Genomic DNA, 23,621 nt, shown 5'->3' on the forward strand with positions numbered 1-23,621 from the left:
GGCTGATAATTATGAAATTAGCTCAATTATAAATCCTGCAAAACAAATTGATGAACCTGATTTTGAAAGGCTGATGAAAGACAGTTGCTTCGAGGCTAGTGAACCAATTATACGATGCACTAACATGGACTAGGTTATATGTTTTTTTATATCAATTGAAAAAAGCAAAGAGATGGATCAAGGCAGCTTTTGATCCATCTCTTTGCTTTTGATTCATTAAAGAAGAGTTACTTCATTTGGCGAACTTTCTGAGGCGTTTCATTAAAAAAAGCTTTGAACTTTTGATAAAACTGAGTCTTATTCGAAAATCCGACATATTCACTGATGGCATCGATGGAAACATTAGTAGTTAGAAGTAAGCGATGCGCTTCATGCAAACGCTGTTCAATAATTAATTGTTTGAAATTTTTTCCGGTCTCCTTTTTGATGAGATTGGACAGGTAGTTGCGATTGTAGCCTAATTCTTCTGCCAGTGATTTTAAGGAGAGGCTCCTAGGATTTTCTTCGATGCATTGCAAAATTTTTAACATGGTAGCATTGATGGAATTTGACTGATAAATCGTTGGTAACTGGGCTTGATATACTCGGGAAAGTTGCAGAAACAATACTTGAGAAAAAGAGTTCACTATATCGTTGCTTAAACGGTTGTCGAAAAAAAATTCTCGAATCATCTGTTCAAGAGTCGCCTGAATTTCCTCATTATTCGTCAGATCCAGCAATAAATAATTCTCGTGGATGTCAGAATCAAGGACACTATTGATAAGAAAATCATAAGTAACACCTGTATTTTTGGCATCTATTTTAGTAAAGGCCGACAGATTGATATCTGATAATTTGAATAGAAAATTAATTAATAAGTCTTCTTCTCTCAGTGGAAGAAGCTCATGTTGTGAATTTTGATCCAAAAGCAATAATTGTTTTTCCTGTAAAAGTAGTTCTTTCCCATTAACAATCTGCCTTGATTCTCCTTGAAGCATATAATTAAATTCCATGAATTGATGGGAATGCAGCGGATAAGCAGCAAATCTTCGATGTTTTCGAATTAATATTGTTTTGTTTTCTAGAAAAAGCTCATTCTTGATTTTTAAATAACTCGATTTTTCTTCGTCAAATTCATCCAGCCATCTCTTTGTTCTCTTCTGAACTTTTTCAGCATCACTTAAAGGTAAAAAGTATTCTTCAATCTTCTTCATTTTTTTATCACCTGTATTTTTGATACTCATATGCTAACATTTTGCCATTGTTTTGTAAACGCTATCAAAGTAATCTTAGGTTGTAAGTTGCAACGCACGAAAAACAACTAAAGGAGAAAGTCATGAAAAAAGATTATCGCGAGATGGCTAGACAGATTCCGATTGAAGATCGGCCAATTTCAAACAAGAAATTGTCTGGATTGGGAAATTTCTTTGGATTATATGGTGGAGAACATATTGCAGCGACCGAATTTGTCATTGGTGCAACCTTGGTTACTTGGGGAGTCAGCGCAACAAATATTTTTATTGGATTACTGATTGGGAATTTGTTAGCAACACTTACGTATGCGCTTGTCTGCGCGCCGATCGCTGTAGATACACGATTAACTTTATATTCTTATTTGAATAAAGTTCTAGGGCCATATATGCAAAAAGTCTATAACTTTATCTGGGGCCTTGCCTCCATAGCAATGGCGGCCTCCATGTTGACGGTATCGGCATCAGCGGTGCGAGAGATTTTTAACGTACCTCTACAAACAAATTGGTATCCGACAAGTATCACATTTATTTTGATCGTACTTGTCTTAGGGGTCATTGTTACCGTTGTTGCGGCAAACGGCTTCGATGCTGTAGCAAAGTTTGCTTCGGTCAGTGCACCGTGGATGATTTTGGTTTTCTTTGTAGGTGCCATATTATCACTTCCAACGTTGTTCAGTGCAGCTGGAACACAAGGCATCCACTCTTTTGGTGACTTTATGAATTTAATGAACGCGACTGTTTGGACAGGAACGCCATTACCAGGGAATCCACAGTTAGGGTTGCCGCATGTCATTGCTTTTGCCTGGATGTGTAACTTAGCTTATCACGGCGGCCTAAATGATATGTCGTTGTTTCGCTTTGCTAGAAAATCAACCTATGGCTATGTATCCGGCGTCGGGATGTATATTGGTCATTTCTTCGCTTGGGGCTGCGCCGGTATCATGGGAGCGGCGGCATCAATTATGCTAGGAAAATCACTACTGGTTCTTGATTCGGGAGCTGTAACAAATGCAGTTGTCGGCGGTATGGGCTTACTGGCAGTCATTTTCGCTGGGTGGACGACAGCTAATCCGAGTATTTATCGAGCTGGATTAGCATTTCAAACGATCTTTAATGTTGATTTAAAAAAATTAACCTATGCGGTTGGAATTATCATGACCATTGCTGCTACGTTCCCTATTACTGCCAATGTGATGACAATCGTCAACATTATTGTGTTAGTTGTTCCATCTATCGGGGCGATCGCAATAACAGAACACTGGATACTACCTAAATTAGGGGCTACACGCTACTGGTCGATGTATCGGAAAGATCAAGTGAATAAAGCTGCGTTGATTGCATGGCTGATCTCATTGGCCTTTGTGGTCATCATGACAATGACGAATCTGATCCATTCTTATTTCTTATTTTTACCAACGTATTTGCTGGCGATAGCGGCTTATGCCATCTTGGCTTTATCAATGGGGGCCAAAGAGGACTATTCATCAGAAGTACTTGAAGAAGAAAAGATTCAAGCTGCCTTGTTGCAAGTCATTCAAGAGGAGGAAAAGGATATCGTGGACAATCGTCAGGCGAAAGTTCCTAAGTTGGCTCGGACGCTACAGGGGACATCCTTTATATTTTTAGCAGCAATTTTGATTGTTACGATCTTGCGCTTTATCGGATCGATGGATGATCAAACCTTCAGAACTGTTTCTTTACTATTAACACTCTTGTATTTCGTTTTTGGTGCTAGTGGCATGTATGTGAGAGAGAAAGCTTTTGAAAAAGAAAGTATTGCTCAAGTAGAAGAGCCTGTTTAAGGAGAAAAGAGATGAACGAAAACTATATAGCTGTTGATATTGGCGCATCTAGCGGACGCTTGATGCTGGCGGAAAAAAACTTTCAAGACAAGATTACTCTAAACGAAGTTCATCGTTTTAAAAATGGTTTTTCTGATAGTGAGGGAACAGATCATTGGAACGCTGATCATTTGGTGGAAGAAATCTTGATTGGCTTGGAAAAGGTGAAGCAGCGAGGGATCGAAGAATGTTATGTCGGAATCGATACTTGGGGCGTGGATTATTGTTTGCTGGATGAAGAGGGGCAAGCATTGAGTCAACCGATCAGTTATCGTGATCATCGCACAGCAGGGGCGATGGAAGCGTTCGATGCCAACTTTTCCCTCAAAAAACTATATGAAAAAACAGGAATCCAGCTTCAATCGTTTAATACGGTGTTCCAATTACTAAGAGAAGATCGAGAAAAATTGGTCAAAGCAAAGCAATTATTGCTGATGCCGGATTACTTAGGCTACGTTCTCACCGGCAATGCTGTATTAGAAAAAACGAACGCGTCCACGATGCAGCTGATGAACTTGGAGTCACGGAAACTAGATGAGGAGATTCTTGCTGCTATTGATGTGAAAAAAGAATTGTTTCCAGATTTGGCTGAACCAGGTTCAATCCTAGGACCGATCCTGAGAGAAAAGTTTCCAGATTATGATCTGCCGGATGCCACATTGATCACGATTGCTTCTCACGATACAGCGTCAGCAGTCGTGGGAACACCAGGAAAGGGCGACAATTGGGCCTACATCAGTTCAGGCACTTGGTCATTGATGGGGGTAGAAATGGAGGAAGGGGTTGCGACTGCCGAAGCCTTCGATGCGAACTTTACCAACGAGTGGGGTGTTCAAGGAACGATCCGTTTCTTGAAGAACATTATGGGAATGTGGCTGATCCAAGAAGTCGCAAGGCTGCAGGACTATCGCTATTCTTATCCAGAGCTTGCTGAGCTGGCTAGTCAGGAAGAGCCATTTGTTTGCCTGATCGATGTCAATGATCCGCGCTTCATGAATCCAGAGAATATGATTACTGAGATTCAAACGTATTGCCGCGAACTGAATCAAAAAGTACCTGAGACAGCAGGCGAACTTGCTCGTTGTATCTATGACAGTTTAGCACTGTGTTATGCAGTAGAACTAGAAAAGCTTGAAAAAATCATCGGACGTACGATTACTCAGCTCCATATCGTTGGGGGCGGGTCAAATAATGACTTCTTGAATCAATTAACGGCGGATGCCTGTGGGATCAATGTTTTAGCAGGACCAGGGGAAGCAACCGCCATCGGCAACATCATAGTTCAGATGGTAGCGACAAATGGTTTTGGAACATTGGCAGAAGGCCGCGAAGGCATCAAAAAATCTTTCCCAATGAAAGAATTTCAACCGCAAACAGACAATCATCAAGCCATTGAAAAGTACCATGCCTTAACAAAAGCATTTGTATAAAAAAATAGATTGAAAAGAAAAAGGAGCAGAATCAAAATGACAAAAACTGTAGAAGCGCGTTATGAAGAAGCAAAAGCTCGTTATGCAGAAATCGGTGTGAATACTGATGAAGCATTGAAAAAATTACAGGAGGTAAAAATTTCAATGCATTGCTGGCAAGGGGATGATGTCAAAGGCTTCTTAAATCCTGAAGGCGAGTTGACCGGAGGGATCATGGCAACTGGAGATTATCCAGGTGCAGCGCGTACGCCTGATCAATTACGCCAAGATATCGAAAAGGCTCTTTCATTGATTCCGGGAAGTCACAAGATCAACTTGCATGCCATTTATTTAGACACTGATGAAGCAGTCGATCTAAATCAGATTGAACCAAGACATTTTGAAAAGTGGGCGGATTGGGCCAACGAGCAGGGTGTTGGCTTAGACTTTAACCCGACCTTTTTCTCTCATCCTATGATGAAAGATGGGATGACGTTGGCACATCCAGATCAAGAGGTTCGCGACTACTGGATCGAACATGGCAAACGTAGCCGTAAAATTGCAGAATATCTTGGAAAAGAAACCGGTCAAACCTGTATCAACAACTTCTGGATGCCAGATGGGATGAAAGATAATCCGATTGATCGCTACAATCCACGTAAACGCATGATGGAATCATTAGATGAAATCTTCGCTGAAGACTTGAACGAAGAATATACCCAAGAAGCGGTTGAAAGCAAACTATTTGGAATTGGCGCTGAAGCTTATACAGTAGGTTCTCATGAATTCTATATGGGGTATGGCTTAACTCGTGATAAATTGATTTGTTTAGATGCCGGTCATTTCCATCCAACGGAAGTTATCTCCAACAAATTGACTTCACTGGCGCTATTTTCTAAGGGCATTATGCTCCACGTTTCGCGCCCTGTTCGTTGGGATTCTGACCATGTAGTGATCATGGACGACGAATTGCAAGAAATTGGCAAAGAGATCGTCCGCAATGACTTATTAGCTAAGACCAATATCGGCTTGGACTTCTTTGATGCAACGATCAACCGCGTAGCTGCTTGGGTCATCGGAACACGCAACACCCAAAAAGCATTATTGAAGGCGATGCTAGAACCAATTGAAGAGTTAAAAGAAATGGAACTGGACCTTGATTACACGAAACGCATGGCGCTGACAGAAGAATTGAAGGACTTCCCTTATGCAGATGTGTGGAACTACTTCTGTGAGCTGAACAATGCTCCAGTCGGTATGAATTGGTACGAAGAAGTCATGGACTATGAAAGAGATATTTTGTCAGCTCGAGGCAAAGAAATGGCACACGCATAACTAGTCGGCGGGGAGAGACATGGCCCCGCCTTGTTAGATAAAAACTTGGAGGAATCGATCGTGAATAATATTTTAGAAGCGTCTTTTGTGAAAGAAATGGTGGAAGTAACCAGCAATCTGTATCGTTTAGGTTGGGATGAAAGAAATGGCGGCAATGTGTCGTATTTATTGGAGGAAGCAGAAGTCACTGAGTATATAGATCCTATGAAGGTGTTGCGGAATATTCCAATGGACTTTGATGGGGCAACCCTTAAAGGAAAATATTTTATCGTAACCGGTTCTGGGAAATATTTTAAAAATGTCGCCCAAGATCCTGCGAACAACCTAGGTATCCTGCGAGTGGCAGAAGATGGTCAAAGTGTGGATCTACTATGGGGCTATACAGATGGCGGTGTTCCAACAAGTGAATTGCCTGCTCATTTAATGAGCCACAGCGCACGTTTAGCGGTTGATCCCGAAAATCGGGTGGTCATGCATTGCCACGCGACTCATCTTTTAGCGATGACTTTCAGCCATGAACTGACATCTAAAGCAATCACTCGAACACTTTGGGAAATGTGTACCGAATGTCTAGTCGTTTTCCCTGAGGGCGTGCAAGTATTGCCTTGGTTGGTTCCAGGCTCAAATGAGATCGGTGAAGCGACTGCAGAAAAAATGCGTCAAGCCCGTTTAGTTCTATGGTCGTTTCATGGCGTGTATGGCGCAGGTCGGACCATCGATGAAACCTTTGGCTTGATCGAAACCGCGGAAAAAGCCGCACAAGTATATACGTATGTTCAAGCCCAAGGTGGTATTAGACAAACAATCAGCGATGAAAACTTTCTCGCCTTAGCGAAACAGTTTGGAATCACACCGAATCCAGAATTTTTTGAAGCGACGGTGTTGAATGCATGATCAAAAAAGCAGTGAGAATGAAACTTTATCCAGACATGAAGGAAGAATATGCCAGACGACATCAGGAACTCTGGCCTGAGATGCGGGAAATGTTAAAAGAGCATGGAGCGACCAGCTATTCGATTTTTTTCGATCCAGAAACAAATTTTTTGTTTGGCTATCTTGAAATCGAAGATGAGGCGAAGTGGTCTAAGACCGCCAATAAGGAAATCAATCGTAAATGGTGGGATTTCATGGCAGATGTAATGGAAACAAATCCGGATAGTTCGCCAGTGACTGTCGATTTAGAGCAAGTATTTGAATTGTAAAAGAGACCAGAAATACAAACAGGGGATGCTAGTTTCAATATACAGTTGGCTAAAATGAATAGGCAGTTGTCTCAGAAGTTCACAGCTGGGAGAAAGATAGGGAAAAAGTTTTAAAAATTTATCATGAAGTTTTGTGCTGTGTAACAAATGATCCGGCTTTGAACTTTCGATAAAGTGTAGTGACGAAATCAAGTTTTGAAAGAGGTCTGACTCAGGAGCATTCGTTTCTGTAAATAAGTGGGTGATCAAAATAGTTGGACCTGTTTCAATAAATTCGTCTTATTTTATGGCAAAAATTTGCAATCATTAGTCATAGAAAGCGCTTTTATTTTATGGGATAATTGATTGTGAAGCATAGCACAATAAAAGAGAGATACTATGGTAGTTAATCGAATGATTTTGAATGAAACCTCTTATTTTGGTAAAGGAGCGATCCAAGAGGTAGCCAATGAAGCAAAAAAACGTGGATTCAAAAAAGCATTGGTCGTGACAGACAAGGATTTATTGAAATTTGAAGTAGCGACAAAGGTTACGGCAATTTTAGATGAGGCAGAGTTAAGCTATGAGATTTTTGATGGGATTGTACCGAACCCTTCGATCGAAGACGTTCAAGCGGGAGTCAAGGCCTGTGAGGCCGCAGGAGCAGACTACATTGTAGCGATCGGAGGTGGTTCGCCGATTGATACAGCGAAGGCGATCGGGATCATTAATACAAACCCTGATTTTTCAGACGTTCTTAGCTTAGAAGGACCGGCGGATACGAAAAATCCTGCGTTACCGATTTTAGCGGTACCGACAACCTCGGGAACAGCGGCTGAAGTAACAATCAATTACGTGATTACAGATAAAGCAAAACAGCGCAAGTTTGTTTGTGTCGATCCCCATGATATTCCAGTCGTGGCCTTTGTTGACAGTGATATGATGATGGGAATGCCCACCGGTTTGTGTGCGTCAACAGGAATGGATGCTTTGACTCATGCAATCGAAGGCTTTATTACAAAAGGTGCCTGGGAAATGACGGATATGCTTCATATTAAAGCGATCGGTATCATCAGTCACGCCTTGCGTGATTCAGTAGCTGGCAATCAAGAGGCTCGGGAAAAAATGGCCTTAGGACAGTACATTGCCGGGATGGGCTTTTCAAACGTTGGACTGGGATTAGTTCACGGAATGGCGCATCCGTTATCCGCTTGGTATGACACCCCTCATGGCGTAGCATGTGCCACCTTATTACCATTGATCATGGACTTTAATAAGGATTATACAGGAGAAAAATATCGTGAAATTGCTGTCGCGATGGATGTGGAAGGCGCGGCGGATATGTCGTTAGCGGAAGTTCGTGATGCGGCAGTACAGGCGGTGAAGCAGCTGGGGATTGACGTGGGCATTCCACAAAATCTGACAGAAATCGGAATGAAGGAAGCGGATATCCAACAAATCGCTGAGGATGCTTATCGAGATGTCTGTTCACCAGGAAATCCACGAGACGCTACCTTGGAGGAAATCATCGCCCTTTACAAGTCGATGCTATAAGAAAAAGCCAACCTTCGCGAAGGTTGGCTTTTTTGATCCTGTCTATTAGTCTTCTTCAGGAACTTTATTTTCTAAGTCTGTTCGAACAATCAATACGTCACAATCCGCGTTGCGGATAACATATTCAGAAACTGAACCGATAAACAACCGTTCAACAGCGTTTAATCCAGTCGCACCAAGCATGATCAAGTCGATTTGATTGTTCTCAGGGATTTGGTTAGCGATCATCACTTTTGGTGCACCATATTCAATGACTTTGCTGATGTGCTCAACACCAGCTTTTTTTGCGTCAGCTTCGTAATCGTCTAGTGTTTGTTTAGCCATATCTGTCGCTTGTTCTGCTAAAACATTGTCAAAAGAAGAAACTGTTTGAAACGCGCGTGTATCAATGACATGAGCAAGTAATAATTCTGCTTGGTTTCGTTTTGCGACGTTTACTGCTTTTTTGAAGGCTAATTCAGCTTCATTAGAACCGTCGACTGCTACCATAATTTTACTATATTGTTGATCCATCGTTCCCAACTCCTTTTCTCATTTATATTTTAAATCAAAATTCTTGAAATTGGTACTGTTAACCTTTTTTTGTTTTCGATCCCATCAATAAAGCGAAGAGTGCTGCCACCACCAAGAGAATAATTAAATAGATCATGGAGTAGGTTCGCTGATTGATAAAGCCGATAACAATGCCAATCATTCCCAGCAATGCATAAATGTAGCCAAACTGGCGTAAAAAGCTGCGGGATTCTGTTTGTGTGTCTTCACTGAAAAGAACTAAAAAGCCTTGAGGTTTTTTGATCAAATAATAGCTGCAGATCAATAAAATAAGTGCAAGTAAAAATAATAAAATGCGGATCATTTTCTTCCTCCAATACAATAAAAAGCAATTTGCAGAACGCAAATTGCTTTCAATCCATAAAAAATGGAAAATTCCGTCGATGCCGTTATTCACCCGATAGTATTGATCCCGCAAAATCTAGCAGGTGGGTTCCATGGTCTAAGCGTCGAACTACCAAATGAAAAGGCATGTTACCAACTTTGACACAAGACGGATCCCAATATATCAATAAAAATGTTCGGTCAACACTGAAATAGGCAACGCGCACATCACAGAATTTCCATCTCAATCATAGCACAGTCATTATTGAGACGCAACGAAGTGGCTTGCAAGGATAAACTTGAAACACTTCAAATGATTCACGTCTTCTATACGTATATTGTATAAAAAAGGAGGCTCATATGTCAAAAAAATTCGCTTATTTTTTTATTTACCTAGTCATTTTTTTCTTCGGCCCATTCATAACACAGGCGGAAGCCGAATCTCTAGAACTTTTTCCGCCGATTGACCAGCAAAAGGAATACCCGTTAAGCGCAGCAGGAATGAAGGAACTTCTCTTTGACCTATATCAATTTGGAACAGAGGAGCACTATACGATTCAATTTGATGGAGCACTTGATTTGAGTCAAACAGCTGTTGGTATTAATGAAAGCTTGTCTAACCCAACCATTGAAACAATCAACTTCGCTAGTCTGCCTGCAAGCTTGACCTTTAAAGGATCTGGAGCGGAAAGTCACTTATCTTTACCTAAAACGTGTTTCTTTGGTCAAGACAGTCATTTCGAAACCTTAAATTTAAAAGCATCGAAAATTTATGGGAACGGTCATCAGCTTTATTTTGAGAATATTCAGCATAGCGATCATACGCAATTATTTGGTGGTAGTGATAGAAATCTAGTAGGAAATCCTTTGCTTTTTTTTCAAGGAGTAACAGGCGGGTCATGGGAAATATATGGTGGAAATGAAGCAGGCACGCTATCTGGCAGCCCTTCAATTCAGTTGCTATCTTTGACTGGGGACATTCAGCGCTTGTGTGGCGGTTCATTGAAGGGAGAAATCATCGGAAATGTGAGTACCCGCATTCAACAGCTTAACGGTATGTTAATGAATTACTATGGAGGCGGCTTTGGAACAGCCGATGAACCTGTCATTGTGAAAGGGACGATTGATAATCAGCTGACGTCTGAGTCAACGGCCTTTACCTTAGGAGATTTTGTTGGTGGAGCAGCCTTCGGCGAAACAGGTGCAGTGAATACATTGATCACTGGTAAGGGGAGTTTTTCTGATACAGGGATTCTGATCGGCGGCTCGCAAGTTGGTGAGATTCATGGACAGGAGCAGGCGATTACGACGGTGATTGATACGCGACAATTTCAAAAAGGAGAGCGAAATTTTGTTGGCGGCAATCAATACAGCGGAACAATCTATGGAGATATCGAAAATCAGATTTATGCGGGAAAGGCTTCACAGGGGTCGTTTAATCGAATTGATGGCGCTGGGGGAATGGAGGTGGAGAAACGGAGCTTAACGAATTCACAAAGTTTCACACCTGTGGTCGATCTAACAGATCCGCAAAATAGAACTGCGGAAGAGCTTGCTTATGATCAACTGGCTCCTTTAGAACGCTTTTCTTTAGCAAAGAGCAATACCCGTTTTTTCGTTGAAGGAAACGTTGTAACCCGCTTATTAGGCGGTTGTGTCAGTGGCGGGCGCAATGTTGAAAATAATGTTTGTGGTGCGGGGGTTGCAGGAGTGATCAATGGGAACGTTCAGTTGGAACTAGGACAAGAAACACTTGTTTATAGCAAACGGTGGGGAGTCTATGCGCAAGAGATGGGGCTGGAGCCAACGAAGCTAACCAATGAGAGGAATTTAGGCGCCTCATACGGCTTCAGTACTTCTGCAGGAGGAGGAGAGAATCAACAGCCATGGGGGAACACGTTGTACATAAACGGAAAGACTGAATTAGTCATTAAGCAGGCGCTATTGAATTATGCCTATGGCGGAAGCTTCAACGGGATAATTGAAGGAACTTGCTCTTCTCGGCTCGAAAAGGGGCAAGTCAGTGCTATTTTTGGCGCTGGCAGTGGTTGCTATCGGATTTATGGGAATAGTCGACTGGAAATTACTGGCGGGAAGGTCGAAAATTATGCGGTGGCAGGCAGCAATCAAGATCGACGACTAATTGGTGATATTCAGACAAGGATATCTGGCGGAGAGATTTTAGGATCGGTAGCGGCGTCCTATGGGTTGCGATCGAATCACATGATCGAGGGAAATGTTGAGACCATTATTAGCGGTGGGAAATTTTCAAAGAGCAACGAGGCAACGCAAATCATGGGCGGGATTGCCAAACACGGTCTACTAAATGGAAACGTAGCATTGACCATAACAGGAGCTGTAGAATTAGCAGCAGGACTAGGAATTTCAGCCGCTAGACCCAGGATGGCAGAAATAACCAATCGCCTCGGAGGCATCGATAAGCAGCTTGCATTTGAGTTAACAACCGAGCAGAGTTTTGCGGAAGTTGAAGTATTAGGAGACGGTGGAGAAAATCCCACTTCAGTTTATACACCTGCAATCAACATGAAACTGCGTGCACCAAATGGGCGATTTTCGTTGGTTCAGGGGATGCTAAAAAACAGCTATGCAGGCAGTCTAACCCACGAACTGTCTATCGAAATTCAAGCAGCTCAATCAGTCCAGACCATTATTGGCAGCGATTCGACAACCTTTAACAATCGATTGATTGAGAACAGTCCCGCGAAGGTCGGGGTAAAAATAGGCGGCACTCAAGCTGACATACCTGTTGAAAAAATACAAAATTTCACCCAACTAACGTTAGAAAACAACGTGTCCGCAAAAAGGATTTTAAATGGCAGTGGTGCTACCAATGAAAATTTTGGACAAACTTTCGATCAATTCGGAGAACTTTCTTTAATCGCAAATGCGAGATTAAACGTGGAGGAGTTAAAAACAGGTCGACTGATGACCGCGAAAAACACTGAATTGCATTCACCAGCGGGAGAAAATAATATTTTTCTGCGAGAATTACTGCCAGAGGAAAAATTGAGGTGGCGCTTATTAATACCTGAAACGCTTCATGAGGTGACAGGCAGAAACTTCGCACAGCAAAAAGGGTACCCCATAATGACCTTTGTTGGAGAGAAAAGCTCGCTGGGGCCTGAAAATTTTATTGGCTTTGATGAGCAAGGGCAAGCATTTACCGGAGACTCTAATGGTCAAATTGGCTTGGCAGTTTCTGCCACGATCATTGGTTACCAAGTCGCAAGTGAGTTAGGAGAAATTACGCATAATCTCACTCTGAAACCGAACAACCAGCCATTGCCTTTAAACGTTTGGGGCGTGGCTAATAAGCGAAGCGGTGAATTAATTATTCCTTCTGAAAGCACCGTTTCCCCAGAATTAAGATTTACCGATACGGAACAGTTCTCCCTTCAACAAGCCGAGGTGATAGGAAGCAGTGGGGAGAATATCTTATTGACGGAGAATTACTGGCATCCACTGGAAAGAACATACTATCAAATTCGAGCGCACTTTAATTATATAGGGTCCCTTAAGCTACTTGCGGTTCCAGATTTGATCGATTTCGGACAGCACAAATTAGGCAAGCAAACAGCTTTTTACCCGACTATTCTTGGCCATCTTGAGATAAAAGACACACGTATAGAGCAGAGTCCGTGGGAATTGACACTACAAGCTGAAGTCCCAGAAGGCGGACAGCTTTATTTTCAGGAAGATGGAAAGCTTCTATCATTGGAGGAATCGGTAACAGTACTCCAGCAGTCAGGTTCTTTGAATACAACCTTTGAAGAGTGGAACGAGTCAAAAGGGCTATTCCTAATCATTCCTAAAGAACAGCAGAAGCTGGGTGAGGGATCAATGACGTTTCACTGGACACTGACAACAAAAGTCGAATGATTTTGTTGATATAGAAACAAAATTATCCTAGAATGAGTGTGCACGCATCGGAAGGCCAAATGAGGGTTCATTTAGGATGAATAGGGGAATGACGCATGAACAAAAGAGAAGAAGTTTTGGAAGGATTCAGCCAAGTATTTAATAAACGTGCATGGTTGGATAAGGTGAAGATGGAGACGGCTTTGGCAGGATATACTGCCTCTGAGGTTCATTGCATGGAGTTTATTGGCAAACATACAGATCCGAATGTCACAAAAATGGCAGAAGCGATGTACATGACGCGGGGAGCGATCAGTAAGCTAACCAAGAAAATGGTAAAAAAAGGGTATATCGAAAGCTATCAAAAAGCAGAGAACAAAAAAGAAGTTTATTTTAAGCTGACAGCAGAAGGGCAGAGAGTTTTTGCTATTCATGAGCAGCTTCATAAAGAGTTTGAGGATCGTGACGCGATCGTCTTCGAACCGATTACAGACGAGCAGTATGATGCGTTCCTAAAATTTCTTGCACGCTATAATCAGCACTTAGATCAGGAGATTAAGAAGCAAGGACTTACGATCAATTAGTTATAGCAGTCAATGGTGAAACAACCTCCAAAAGTTAGACCAAAAATCTAATTCTTGGAGGTCTTTTTTTGAAATAATTTAGTTGACAAGGAAACAAAATGAAGTTATAGTTTCCTAGGAAACAAAAAAACTTCTTTTCTGCAGCAAGAAGCAACCTGTTTCCTTGAAGTTAAACTAAACGGAATAGATAGCGATAAGCGAAGGTTCATTTGACGACAAAGCGACGGATCTAGCTATTCCGCTTTGAAATGAATTTTTCAATCAAGAAAGGAGATCTCTATGACTCAATCAACAAAATTACCAAAAAACGTTTTATCGGCGGCCTGGGCGATCGCTCTTGGCGCCATTGCTCCAATGCTCGATTCTACAATGGTGAATATTGCCATTGATCAATTGACCAAAAATTTTCATACCACGTTGGCAATCATTCAATGGGCGATCACGGGCTATGTTCTCGCACTGGCCATCGCTGTTCCCATCGCAGGCTGGTTGATGAACCGTTTTGACGGCAAGAAAATCTTTATCAGTGCGGTAGTTCTTTTCGGCTGTACTTCTGTGCTTGCCGGGATTAGCTGGAGTGTTACTAGTTTTATTGTCTTTCGTCTGCTTCAAGGATTTACCGCTGGGATCATCACGCCGTTAATGTCGACTCTGTTAGTTAAAACAGCAGGGCCTGAAAAGATTGGTCGTGTCATGGCGATCGTCAGTACACCGATGATTTTTGGCCCAATCCTTGGCCCAGTGCTTGGCGGCTTCATTGTTCAAGCAGCTTCTTGGCGATGGATATTCTTTATCAATGTGTTTATCATTTTGATCGCCGCGCCACTAATGATGCGGACATTGCCCAGCTTTGAACCCTTCAATCGAGAAAGCAAGCTAGACATTTTTGGCATTCTCGATTTGTCAGTAATGAGTGCCGCGTTGATCTACGGAATTACGAAAGCTGCTGATCACGCAACCTTTAAGAATAGCGAGGCCTTGCTCTGGACAGGACTGGGCGTATTGCTGCTGTTTGTTTACATTTTTTACGATTATCGTAAGCAGCACGCCACGGTTTTGCCATTGACTATTTTTTCTAACAGGAGCTTTAAAGCTGCCAGCATTGGCTTATTCTTTGCTAATATCGCGATTATGGGTCCGATGCTGATTCTGCCTTTGTTCTTCCAAAACTTTCGTCATTTTTCAGCCATGGAAGCTGCCATCGCACTGATTCCCCAAGGTATAGGGATGCTAGTGACGCGCCCGATGATTGGTAAAATGATTGATAGGCTTGGCGCAAAGTATGTCGTCATTGCTAGTTTAATTATTTCTTTGATAGGAACGATTCCATTGCTTTTTGTCACAGATCATACCAGTATGATTTGGATCGCTTTGATTTTATTCATTCGCGGCACAAGCTTCGGCGGAATCAATTTACCCCTAACTAGTGATGCCTATACGGGCTTGGCTGATGAAGAATTGCCAGATGCTGGTGTGGGAATCAACATTATCGAAAATCTAGGCTCAAGCTTTGGTTCGGCGATGATCGCAACGGTCGTGGCAACTGTATTACAAAGTTCTCAGCCAACGATTGCTCATGAGTTATCTGCCTACCACACGGGATTTCTTGTCTCAGTCATTGTCTTGATCCTCATTTTTCTCCCTAGTATTTTTCTAACAAATAAAGCGAAAACCACCGTCGAGTAATTTTCGACAGTGGTTTATTTTTTCTTCTTCCATTCTTCGATCCGCTGATACTGCTGACCAAGTGCCTGCTCGTATTTCCCGGTAGCCTTCGGTTCATAATAATGAGCATCTTTGATCTTATCAGGTAAGTATTGCTGGTCGACCCAAGCATTTTCAAAGCTGTGAGGGTATTGATAGCCTATTCCTCGATTAAGTGCTTTGGCTCCTTTGTAATGACTGTCTCGCAAATGGTCAGGGACCTCACCGGCATTTCCCATGCGAATATCCGTGATTGCAGCATCCAAGGCTGTGTAGGCAGAATTCGATTTAGGCGAAAGACAGAGGTCCACCACGGCGTTAGCCAGAGGGATGCGTGCTTCAGGAAAGCCCAATTTCTCCGCTGCTTGCACAGCTTGGACGGTTCGAGCGGCAGCGGGCGGATTTCCTAGGCCGATATCTTCATAGCCAATCACCATTAAGCGCCGACAAATAATCGGTAAATCACCAGCTTCGACTAAGCGACCTAGATAATGCAAAGCGGCATTGACATCACTGCCGCGAATGGACTTTTGAAACGCGGAGATGACATCGTAATGAGCGTCACCATCTTTGTCGTGGGTCAGTGCTTTACGTTGAACGCATTCTTCAATGATCGAAAGCGTCAAATGAATGTTGCCATCTTTGTCCTTTGGCGTTGACTTAGTTGCCAGCTCTAAACCGTTCAAAGCACTGCGCAAATCCCCATTTGTAGCACGAGCTAAGTGGTTCAAGGCCTCGTCATCTAGTACGACAGGATATTCACCTAATCCACGCTCCTTATCAGCTAAAGCAGAGGTAACCGCTGTGATAATATCCTCTTCATTCAGCGGCTTTACCTCAAAAATCTGAGTTCGGCTTCGAATCGCGGGATTGATCGTTATGTACGGATTTTCTGTGGTGGCACCAATCATAATAATCCTTCCGCTTTCTAAATGCGGCAAAAGAAAATCCTGTTTGGTTTTGTCTAAGCGATGCACTTCATCTAGTAATAAAATAACCGTCCCGCTCATTTTTGCTTCCTCGGCGACGATTTGTAGGTCTTTTTTTGTATCGGTAGCAGCATTCAACATACGAAACGCATAGTTGGTTGAGCCCGCAATAGCACTGGCAATACTGGTCTTTCCTGTACCAGGAGGACCATACAGAATCATGGAAGAAAGCATCCGAGCATCTACCATGCGGCGAATGATTTTTCCTGTACCGACCAAATGCTGCTGTCCCACTACTTCATCTAAGTTGCGGGGACGCATGCGAAAAGCTAAAGGCTGTTGCATAAGAAACCTCCTTGAAATTTGAGTTAAGGGATTCACTCTTGTGGTGAAAACGAGCTTGTTACGAAAAAGGTCTAATCCTATATGAAAAAGTAGAAATTCACGCAAATGAGTGATTTCTAAAAAAATTGATATCTTCGTGCGCGTACTAACTAGCTTCATGCAATTTAGTTAAGTTAGTGCATCTCATATTGTTTTCAATCCTAATATTGCTAAGCTAGCTCATAATTATAGTTGGAATTTTTCTAACGTAAAATTCCAGTGATTTTCGTACGCCTACCATTCTGCTAAACAGCGCTCTTTGTTTATGTAGTTAAGAAATGAATTTCTTTTGTTCTATATCGAACTGCGAAAAGTTGAACTGGCNATTATAGTTGGAATTTTTCTAACGTAAAATTCCAGTGATTTTCGTACGCCTACCATTCTGCTAAACAGCGCTCTTTGTTTATGTAGTTAAGAAATGAATTTCTTTTGTTCTATATCGAACTGCGAAAAGTTGAACTGGCAGTTAGCTCACTATAAAGAATTCATTTTTCAAAACCCGTGAAAAATGAATCTGATTTTCACTGCGCGTACCATCCAACTAAACAGCGCTCTTTGTTTATACAGTTAAGAAATGAATTTCCTTTGTTCTATATCAAACTGCGAAAAGTTGAACTGGCAGCTAGTTCAAAAAAAGGGAATCATTTTTCAAAACCCGTGAAAAATGAATCTGATTTTCACCACGCGTACCATTCAACTATACAGTGCTCTTTGTTTATACAGTTAAGAAATGAATTTCCTTTGTTCTATATCGAACTGCGAAAAGTTGAACTGGCAAATGTATGTTCTGATTATAACATTTTTCCTTTGTGTTTGCTGAGTTTTGATCGCTGAGCGTAGCATGCGGCTGGATTATTGTGTATCATGTAGAAGGTGAGAAAAATGGAGCAATTAATCAATTGTTTTAATACGGAATCGACTGAAAATATCGCCCAGTATTTATTGGGAATGTATTTAGAGCATGAGACACCTGCTGGGAAATTAGCTGGCTATATCGTTGACTGTGAGGCGTATCTTGGTCCAGATGATGAAGCGGCGCATAGTTATGGGATGCGTGATACACCACGGGTGCGAGCCATGTACGAAAAACCAGGGACGATTTATTTATACACCATGCATACCCATTTGATTTTGAATATGATCACACAGCCTGTAGGAATGCCTCAAGGGGTGATGATTCGCGGGATTGAGCCAGCAGAAGGAATCGAGCAGATGATTTCAAATCGTCATGGACGCAGAGGATCGGCGATTTCGGATGGACCAGGAAAGCTGGTCGAGGCGCTAGGAATTACCAAAGAATTATACGGGGAATCAATTTTTACCAGTCCGTTGCATTTGCTTCCAGAGAAACGCCGGATTCCCAAACAAATTGATGCATTGCCTCGAATTGGGATTCCTAATAAGGGGATTTGGACAGAACGCCCATTGCGCTATGTTGTCCATGGCAATCCGTACATAACCAATCAGCGCAAAGCTTCAATAGAAGAAAACAATGGATGGAGGAAGTAAAATGGCAAAAGAAACCATGATTACTTATTTAGACAGTTATTTGAACAAAAAGATTCCCGATTATGAGCTGGCGTTAGACTGGGATACTCGGAACCGCAGCTTTGAAATTGCTTTTCGTATTTATGGAGAAAATAAAGGACAGATTGAGATCGATGATGTGGATGGCGTAGCCTCTGAGGAAGAGATTATCGAATTTGAAGACGCGATTTTGCTGGTTGATCCTGAGAAATCAGTTTATGATTCGGAAGACTTTTTAGCCGTGATTCCTTATGAAGGCAAAAAAGGCATGAAGAAAAACGAACTAACGGCTGTAGTGGACTATTTGAAAGATGTGATCGAAGAGGGCCAGAGTGACTTGTTAGACTTTTTGGCGGATGATAGTGAAGACGCGATTTTTGAAATGACGTGGGATGAGGCGGTATTCAAGGCGTCAATCAAACCAACAGACAGCAGTTACCTGCCGTACCCAAGCTATTAAAATGTTCCACGTCTTCTTTCTATATTAGAGAGGCGTGATTCGTGAGAAAAAATAAACAAGTGAGGACCATGAACTAGGAGGGGCGATCAACATGAAATGGAATGAAGTCAAAGTAACAACGGAAAGCGAGGCAGTCGAGGCGGTCTCGAATATTTTAATGGAGGCTGGCGCATCTGGTGTAGCGATCGAAGATGCATTGGACTTTGAGAACTATCAAGAAGATCAGTATGGCGAACTTTTAGATAAAGAAACATTCTCAAGCTTAGAAGAAGGCGCAGTAGTCATGGCCTATTTCCCAGAAACAATCTTCTTACCGGAAATTCTGCCATTTATTAAGGACAGTATCACCGAATTGCCAGAGTTCGGCTTAAACATTGGTGAAAATATCGTGGAAGTCAGCGAAGTGGAAGAAAGCGACTGGGCAACAGCTTGGAAGAAATATTATCATCCTGTTCGTGTCACGCGCTATTTAACGATCGTACCAAGCTGGGAAAAATACGAACCCAAACATGAAGACGAAAAAATCATTACCTTAGATCCAGGGATGGCTTTCGGAACGGGGACGCATCCGACGACGAATCTAACCTTGCAGGCATTGGAGACGGTCCTGCGAGGCGGGGAAACAGTCCTAGATGTTGGAACAGGCTCTGGTGTATTGAGTATCGCCAGCTCGCTATATGGAGCAAAAGATATTTATGCCTATGATTTAGATGAGGTAGCGGTTCGTTCCGCACAGGAAAATGTGGATCTAAATGCGAATACAGAAAATATCCATGTCTCTGCCAATGATTTATTGGTTGGGGTAGAGCAAGAGGCAGATGTGATCGTCGCGAATATCTTAGCGGATATCATTGTTTTGATGGTGGAAGATGCTTGGCGCTTATTGAAGCCAGAGGGAACGTTGATCGTTTCGGGGATCATTGAAGATAAAAAAGATATGGTACTGGAAGAAATGTATGCACAAGGCTTTGAAGTAGATCGAATCTTCCAACAAAAAGATTGGTTCGCCATCATCTTGAAGAAGCCAGAGGAAGACTGAGATGCAGCGCTATTTTATTGATCAAGCCTATCAATCAATCGTCGAAATCAGTGGAGAGCCCCATCATCATATGTCTCGGGTGATGCGGATGTCCGTAGATGATCAGGTATTTCTCGTTTTTAACGATCAAACAGCTATCAAAGCAAAGATTGTCGCGATTGATAGTGATCACGTGCGACTAGAAGAAGTTGAGAAAGAAAAAATGCAACGAGAGCTTCCTATTCAAATTACGGTCGCCAGCGGATTTCCCAAAGGTGAAAAATTGGAATTGATCGTACAAAAGGGAACGGAGCTTGGTGCTCATGATTTTGTCGCTTTCCCGGGAGAAAGCTCGGTGGCAAAGTGGGACACGAAGAAGCAAAAGAAAAAACAGCAGCGTTTAAACAAGATCGCACAAGAAGCAGCGGAGCAATCCCATCGCCAAGTGTTGCCTACGGTTCGATTTGCTTCAGAAAAGGAACTGATTGCTAGCTTTTCTGAATATGAAGCGGTTCTGATCGCTTATGAAGAATCCGCCAAACAAGGTGAGCAGGCGCAATTAGTTCAGACTTTTCAACAGATGACAGCTGGTGAAAAATTGCTGGTTGTTTTCGGTCCAGAAGGCGGATTGACACCGAAGGAAATCGAAAAATTCCAAGCAGCCGGAGCGAAACTCTGCGGCTTAGGCCCACGAATTTTACGGACAGAAACAGCACCTTTTTATCTTTTGAGCGCGGCGAGCTTCTATTTTGAATTGCAACATTGATTTGATTGAAAAAGCTTACTAGAGTTTGTATAATAAGAACAATCATTTTCAGAAAATAAAGGGGGAACGTCACATGGCAAAAGAAGTTGAATTGACCGGTCCTGACGTCATCAGGATGGTTAGTACGTACATGGGAAAAGAGCACGTGGCGTTTGTACAAAAGGCTTACGACTTTGCTTATGAAGCCCATAAGCCTCAAATTCGCAAATCAGGAGAGCCCTATATCATCCATCCGATTCAAGTAGCGGGGATCTTGGCTGATCTACATATGGACCCTCACACGGTGGCGACAGGCTTTTTACACGATGTGGTAGAAGATACACCGGTTACTTTAGAGGATTTGAAAGTCGAATTCGGTGAAGATGTAGCCTCATTAGTTGATGGCGTCACTAAATTAGGGAAAATCAAATATAAATCACATGAAGAACAATTAGCAGAAAATCACCGTAAAATGCTGTTGGCGATGGCGCAGGATTTGCGCGTCATCATGGTTAAGCTGGCGGACCGTTTACACAATATGCGGACGTTAAAATATTTGCGGGATGATAAGCAGCGTCGGATCGCTCGTGAAACCTTAGAAATCTACGCACCGCTGGCTGATCGTTTAGGGATGAGCCGGATCAAGTGGGAATTGGAAGACACTGCGCTGCGGTATCTGAATCCTAAGCAATATTACCGTATCGTTCATTTAATGCGCAGCAAGCGTGATGAGCGCGAAGCCTTCGTAGAGGAAGCCGTTAATGAGATCAAGGAAGCGACACAGGAACTGGGGATCGAAGGGGATATCTACGGTCGTCCAAAACATATCTATTCTATTTATCGCAAAATGCGGGATCAAAAGAAACAATTTGACGAAATCTATGATTTGTTAGCTATTCGTGTCATTGTTGATTCCATCAAGGACTGTTACGCAGTTTTAGGAGCGATTCATACAAAATGGAAACCAATGCCAGGACGTTTCAAGGATTATATCGCGATGCCTAAAGCGAATATGTATCAATCCTTGCATACGACCATCATTGGACCAAGCGGCAATCCGGTAGAAGTGCAGATTCGAACGCATGAAATGCATCAAATCGCCGAATTCGGGGTTGCAGCTCACTGGGCATATAAAGAAGGCAAGACAGATAAGACTGAAGCAACACAGGATAACAAACAGTTAGACTGGTTCCGAGAAATTATTGAGCTCCAGGACGAAAGCTACGATGCTTCCGAATTTATGGAAAGCGTCAAAGGCGATATCTTCAGCGACAAAGTATATGTATTTACACCGAAGGGTGATGTCACGGAGCTACCAAAAGGCTCTGGCCCCTTGGATTTTGCGTATAGTATCCATACCGATGTCGGCAATAAAACGACCGGTGCCAAAGTAAATGGCAAGATGGTACAGCTGGACTATAAACTGAAGAATGGTGACATCATCGAGATTATGACTTCAGCCAATTCCTTTGGCCCAAGTCGCGACTGGTTGAATTTAGTCAAAACCAGCAAAGCGAAAAATAAAATCAAGCGCTTCTTCAAAACACAGGACCGGGAAGAAAATGTCACGAAGGGCCATGATGCGGTGGTTAAGTGCATCAATGATCTTGGATTTGTACCGAAGGAAATGCTGACTAAAGACAAGCTTGCGGATGTCTTGGACAAATTCAACTTCCATAGCGAAGAAGACCTGTATGCGGCGATCGGTTTTGGTGAAATGAGTGCGTTAACCTTTGCCAATCGTTTGACGGAGAAAGAACGCCGTGAACAAATGAAACAAAAACAACGGGATGCCGTTGACGAAATGGTCAATAATCCCAAAGAACCAGAAAAAATCAAAGTTCGTCATGAGGGCGGCATCGTCATTCAAGGGATCGACAATTTATTGATTCGCATCAGTCATTGCTGTAATCCAGTTCCTGGAGATAGCATCGTTGGCTATATCACGAAAGGTCGCGGGATTTCGATCCACCGGACAGACTGTCCAAATATTACGAAGCAAAAAGATATCCAGCAACGGCTGATTGAAGTGGAATGGGAAGATACAACCAATTCTGTTCAAGAATACAATGCGGATTTAGAAATTTATGGCTTTAATCGTGATGGTCTATTGAATGATGTCTTGAACATTGTTAGTGGTATGACAAAGAAATTAGTCAGTGTTGAAGCGAAACCCACGAAGGATCGTTTGGCGGTGATTAATTTGACCTTTAAAATTCAAAACTTGAATCATTTGTATTCAATTGTTGATAAGGTCAAGACAATACCGGATGTTTACAGTGTGAAACGGACGAAGGGCTAGAGAACAAGGAGGCTTTTATGCGAGCAGTTATTCAACGAGTGAGTGAAGCAAGCGTGACGATTGATGAAAAGATCGTAGGCAAAATTGATCGTGGATTTATGATTCTCCTAGGTATCCACGAAGAAGATACAAAAGCAGATGCAGATTATCTGATTCGGAAAATTCCACTATTACGTGTATTCGAAGATGAAGAAGGAAAAATGAATCAGTCTCTGCAGGATGTCGGCGGCAGTGTGCTGAGTGTGTCACAGTTTACTTTATATGCGGATACTAAAAAAGGCAATCGACCAAGCTTTATAAAAGCGGCTCGTCCAGAAACCGCGATACCATTATATGAGTATTTCAATGACGGATTACGCCAAGCAGGATTAACAGTAGAAACTGGAGAATTCGGCGGCGACATGGATGTCGCATTAGTCAACGATGGTCCAATCACCATTCTTTTCGATACAAGAGATAAGTAACAAGTAAAGTACAAAAGTCAGAAGACTTTTGTACTTTTTTTTCAGTTCTGCTTTTTGTAGTTTTTAAACGATTAGAGACAATATATTAATTAAAAGAGAATTCTAGCTCGAAATGTTTAGCAGAATGATATGCGAAGCGAAAATAAACTCATTTTTCTGTTTTCTAGAAAAATGTCTACCTTGATCAGAGCTAGCTG

Annotated in this window: 19 protein-coding genes and 1 other RNA gene; 15 read left to right on the top strand and 5 right to left on the bottom strand. The window is 42.3% G+C overall.

Annotated features, from left to right (window positions below; genetic code table 11):
* Window positions 1-227 precede the first annotated feature (227 nt).
* A complete protein-coding gene (locus tag RV13_RS17220) occupies window positions 228-1,193 on the bottom strand; it encodes an AraC family transcriptional regulator (RefSeq protein ID WP_010745378.1) in 966 nt (321 codons plus the stop codon).
* Between the two features lie 122 nt (window positions 1,194-1,315).
* Here RV13_RS17220 and RV13_RS17225 point away from each other — a divergent pair, with 122 nt between their 5' ends.
* The 6 genes from RV13_RS17225 to fucO all read left to right on the top strand — a co-directional run bounded on the left by RV13_RS17225 (window position 1,316) and on the right by fucO (window position 8,552).
* A complete protein-coding gene (locus RV13_RS17225; RefSeq protein ID WP_010745379.1) occupies window positions 1,316-3,034 on the top strand; it encodes a purine-cytosine permease family protein in 1,719 nt (572 codons plus the stop codon).
* Between the two features lie 11 nt (window positions 3,035-3,045).
* Window positions 3,046-4,503 carry a rhamnulokinase gene (rhaB, locus tag RV13_RS17230; RefSeq protein WP_010745380.1) on the top strand — a complete coding sequence of 486 codons (1,458 nt, stop codon included), beginning with the start codon at window positions 3,046-3,048 and terminating at the stop codon, window positions 4,501-4,503.
* 36 nt (window positions 4,504-4,539) lie between these two features.
* Window positions 4,540-5,817, top strand: coding sequence for an L-rhamnose isomerase (gene rhaA / locus RV13_RS17235; protein WP_028020580.1), 1,278 nt, complete (start codon window positions 4,540-4,542; stop codon window positions 5,815-5,817).
* Between the two features lie 60 nt (window positions 5,818-5,877).
* Entirely contained in the window at window positions 5,878-6,711 is an 834-nt protein-coding gene (rhaD, locus tag RV13_RS17240; protein WP_028020579.1) for a rhamnulose-1-phosphate aldolase, read from the top strand.
* Window positions 6,708-7,019, top strand: a complete 312-nt coding sequence (gene rhaM, locus RV13_RS17245) for an L-rhamnose mutarotase (protein WP_010745383.1) — start codon at window positions 6,708-6,710, stop codon at window positions 7,017-7,019. Before rhaD ends, rhaM begins: the two co-directional genes overlap by 4 nt.
* 378 nt (window positions 7,020-7,397) lie before the next feature.
* On the top strand, window positions 7,398-8,552 hold the full coding sequence (fucO, locus tag RV13_RS17250; protein WP_060789560.1) for a lactaldehyde reductase: 1,155 nt from the start codon (window positions 7,398-7,400) through the stop codon (window positions 8,550-8,552).
* A gap of 45 nt (window positions 8,553-8,597) precedes the next feature.
* Here fucO and RV13_RS17255 read toward each other — a convergent pair whose 3' ends face one another.
* The 3 genes from RV13_RS17255 to ssrS form a co-directional block, all read right to left on the bottom strand.
* On the bottom strand, window positions 8,598-9,065 hold the full coding sequence (locus RV13_RS17255) for a universal stress protein (RefSeq protein WP_010745385.1): 468 nt from the start codon (window positions 9,063-9,065) through the stop codon (window positions 8,598-8,600).
* Window positions 9,066-9,123: 58 nt separating this feature from the next.
* On the bottom strand, window positions 9,124-9,408 hold the full coding sequence (locus RV13_RS17260; RefSeq protein WP_010745386.1) for a hypothetical protein: 285 nt from the start codon (window positions 9,406-9,408) through the stop codon (window positions 9,124-9,126).
* A 66-nt stretch (window positions 9,409-9,474) separates the two neighbouring features.
* Window positions 9,475-9,668: non-coding RNA, 6S RNA (gene ssrS, locus RV13_RS17265), on the bottom strand.
* 120 nt (window positions 9,669-9,788) lie between these two features.
* Between ssrS and RV13_RS17270 the strand changes: the two genes are divergently transcribed.
* From RV13_RS17270 to RV13_RS17280, 3 genes are all read left to right on the top strand, one after another.
* On the top strand, window positions 9,789-13,328 hold the full coding sequence (locus RV13_RS17270) for a hypothetical protein (RefSeq protein ID WP_010745387.1): 3,540 nt from the start codon (window positions 9,789-9,791) through the stop codon (window positions 13,326-13,328).
* A gap of 95 nt (window positions 13,329-13,423) precedes the next feature.
* Window positions 13,424-13,891 carry a MarR family transcriptional regulator gene (locus tag RV13_RS17275; RefSeq protein ID WP_010745388.1) on the top strand — a complete coding sequence of 156 codons (468 nt, stop codon included), beginning with the start codon at window positions 13,424-13,426 and terminating at the stop codon, window positions 13,889-13,891.
* Window positions 13,892-14,170: 279 nt separating this feature from the next.
* Window positions 14,171-15,577 carry an MDR family MFS transporter gene (locus tag RV13_RS17280; RefSeq protein ID WP_010745389.1) on the top strand — a complete coding sequence of 469 codons (1,407 nt, stop codon included), beginning with the start codon at window positions 14,171-14,173 and terminating at the stop codon, window positions 15,575-15,577.
* Between the two features lie 14 nt (window positions 15,578-15,591).
* Here the strand turns inward: RV13_RS17280 and RV13_RS17285 are convergent, their stop codons facing one another.
* A complete protein-coding gene (locus RV13_RS17285; protein WP_010745390.1) occupies window positions 15,592-16,869 on the bottom strand; it encodes a replication-associated recombination protein A in 1,278 nt (425 codons plus the stop codon).
* 921 nt (window positions 16,870-17,790) lie between these two features.
* Between RV13_RS17285 and RV13_RS17290 the strand changes: the two genes are divergently transcribed.
* From RV13_RS17290 to dtd, 6 genes are all read left to right on the top strand, one after another.
* A complete protein-coding gene (locus RV13_RS17290) occupies window positions 17,791-18,417 on the top strand; it encodes a DNA-3-methyladenine glycosylase (protein ID WP_010745391.1) in 627 nt (208 codons plus the stop codon).
* A gap of 1 nt (window position 18,418) precedes the next feature.
* A complete protein-coding gene (locus tag RV13_RS17295; protein WP_010745392.1) occupies window positions 18,419-18,895 on the top strand; it encodes a DUF3013 family protein in 477 nt (158 codons plus the stop codon).
* Between the two features lie 91 nt (window positions 18,896-18,986).
* Complete coding sequence (gene prmA / locus RV13_RS17300; RefSeq protein ID WP_010745393.1) at window positions 18,987-19,934, top strand: 50S ribosomal protein L11 methyltransferase; 948 nt, start codon at window positions 18,987-18,989, stop codon at window positions 19,932-19,934.
* Window position 19,935: 1 nt separating this feature from the next.
* On the top strand, window positions 19,936-20,679 hold the full coding sequence (locus tag RV13_RS17305; RefSeq protein ID WP_010745394.1) for a 16S rRNA (uracil(1498)-N(3))-methyltransferase: 744 nt from the start codon (window positions 19,936-19,938) through the stop codon (window positions 20,677-20,679).
* Window positions 20,680-20,752: 73 nt separating this feature from the next.
* Window positions 20,753-22,960, top strand: coding sequence for a RelA/SpoT family protein (locus RV13_RS17310; RefSeq protein WP_010745395.1), 2,208 nt, complete (start codon window positions 20,753-20,755; stop codon window positions 22,958-22,960).
* 17 nt (window positions 22,961-22,977) lie between these two features.
* Window positions 22,978-23,424, top strand: a complete 447-nt coding sequence (gene dtd, locus RV13_RS17315; protein WP_010745396.1) for a D-aminoacyl-tRNA deacylase — start codon at window positions 22,978-22,980, stop codon at window positions 23,422-23,424.
* Window positions 23,425-23,621: the final 197 nt, after the last annotated feature.

This window comes from Enterococcus raffinosus, from assembly GCF_001886185.1.
In the GTDB taxonomy this organism is placed as follows: Bacteria; Bacillota; Bacilli; order Lactobacillales; family Enterococcaceae; genus Enterococcus_A; species Enterococcus_A raffinosus.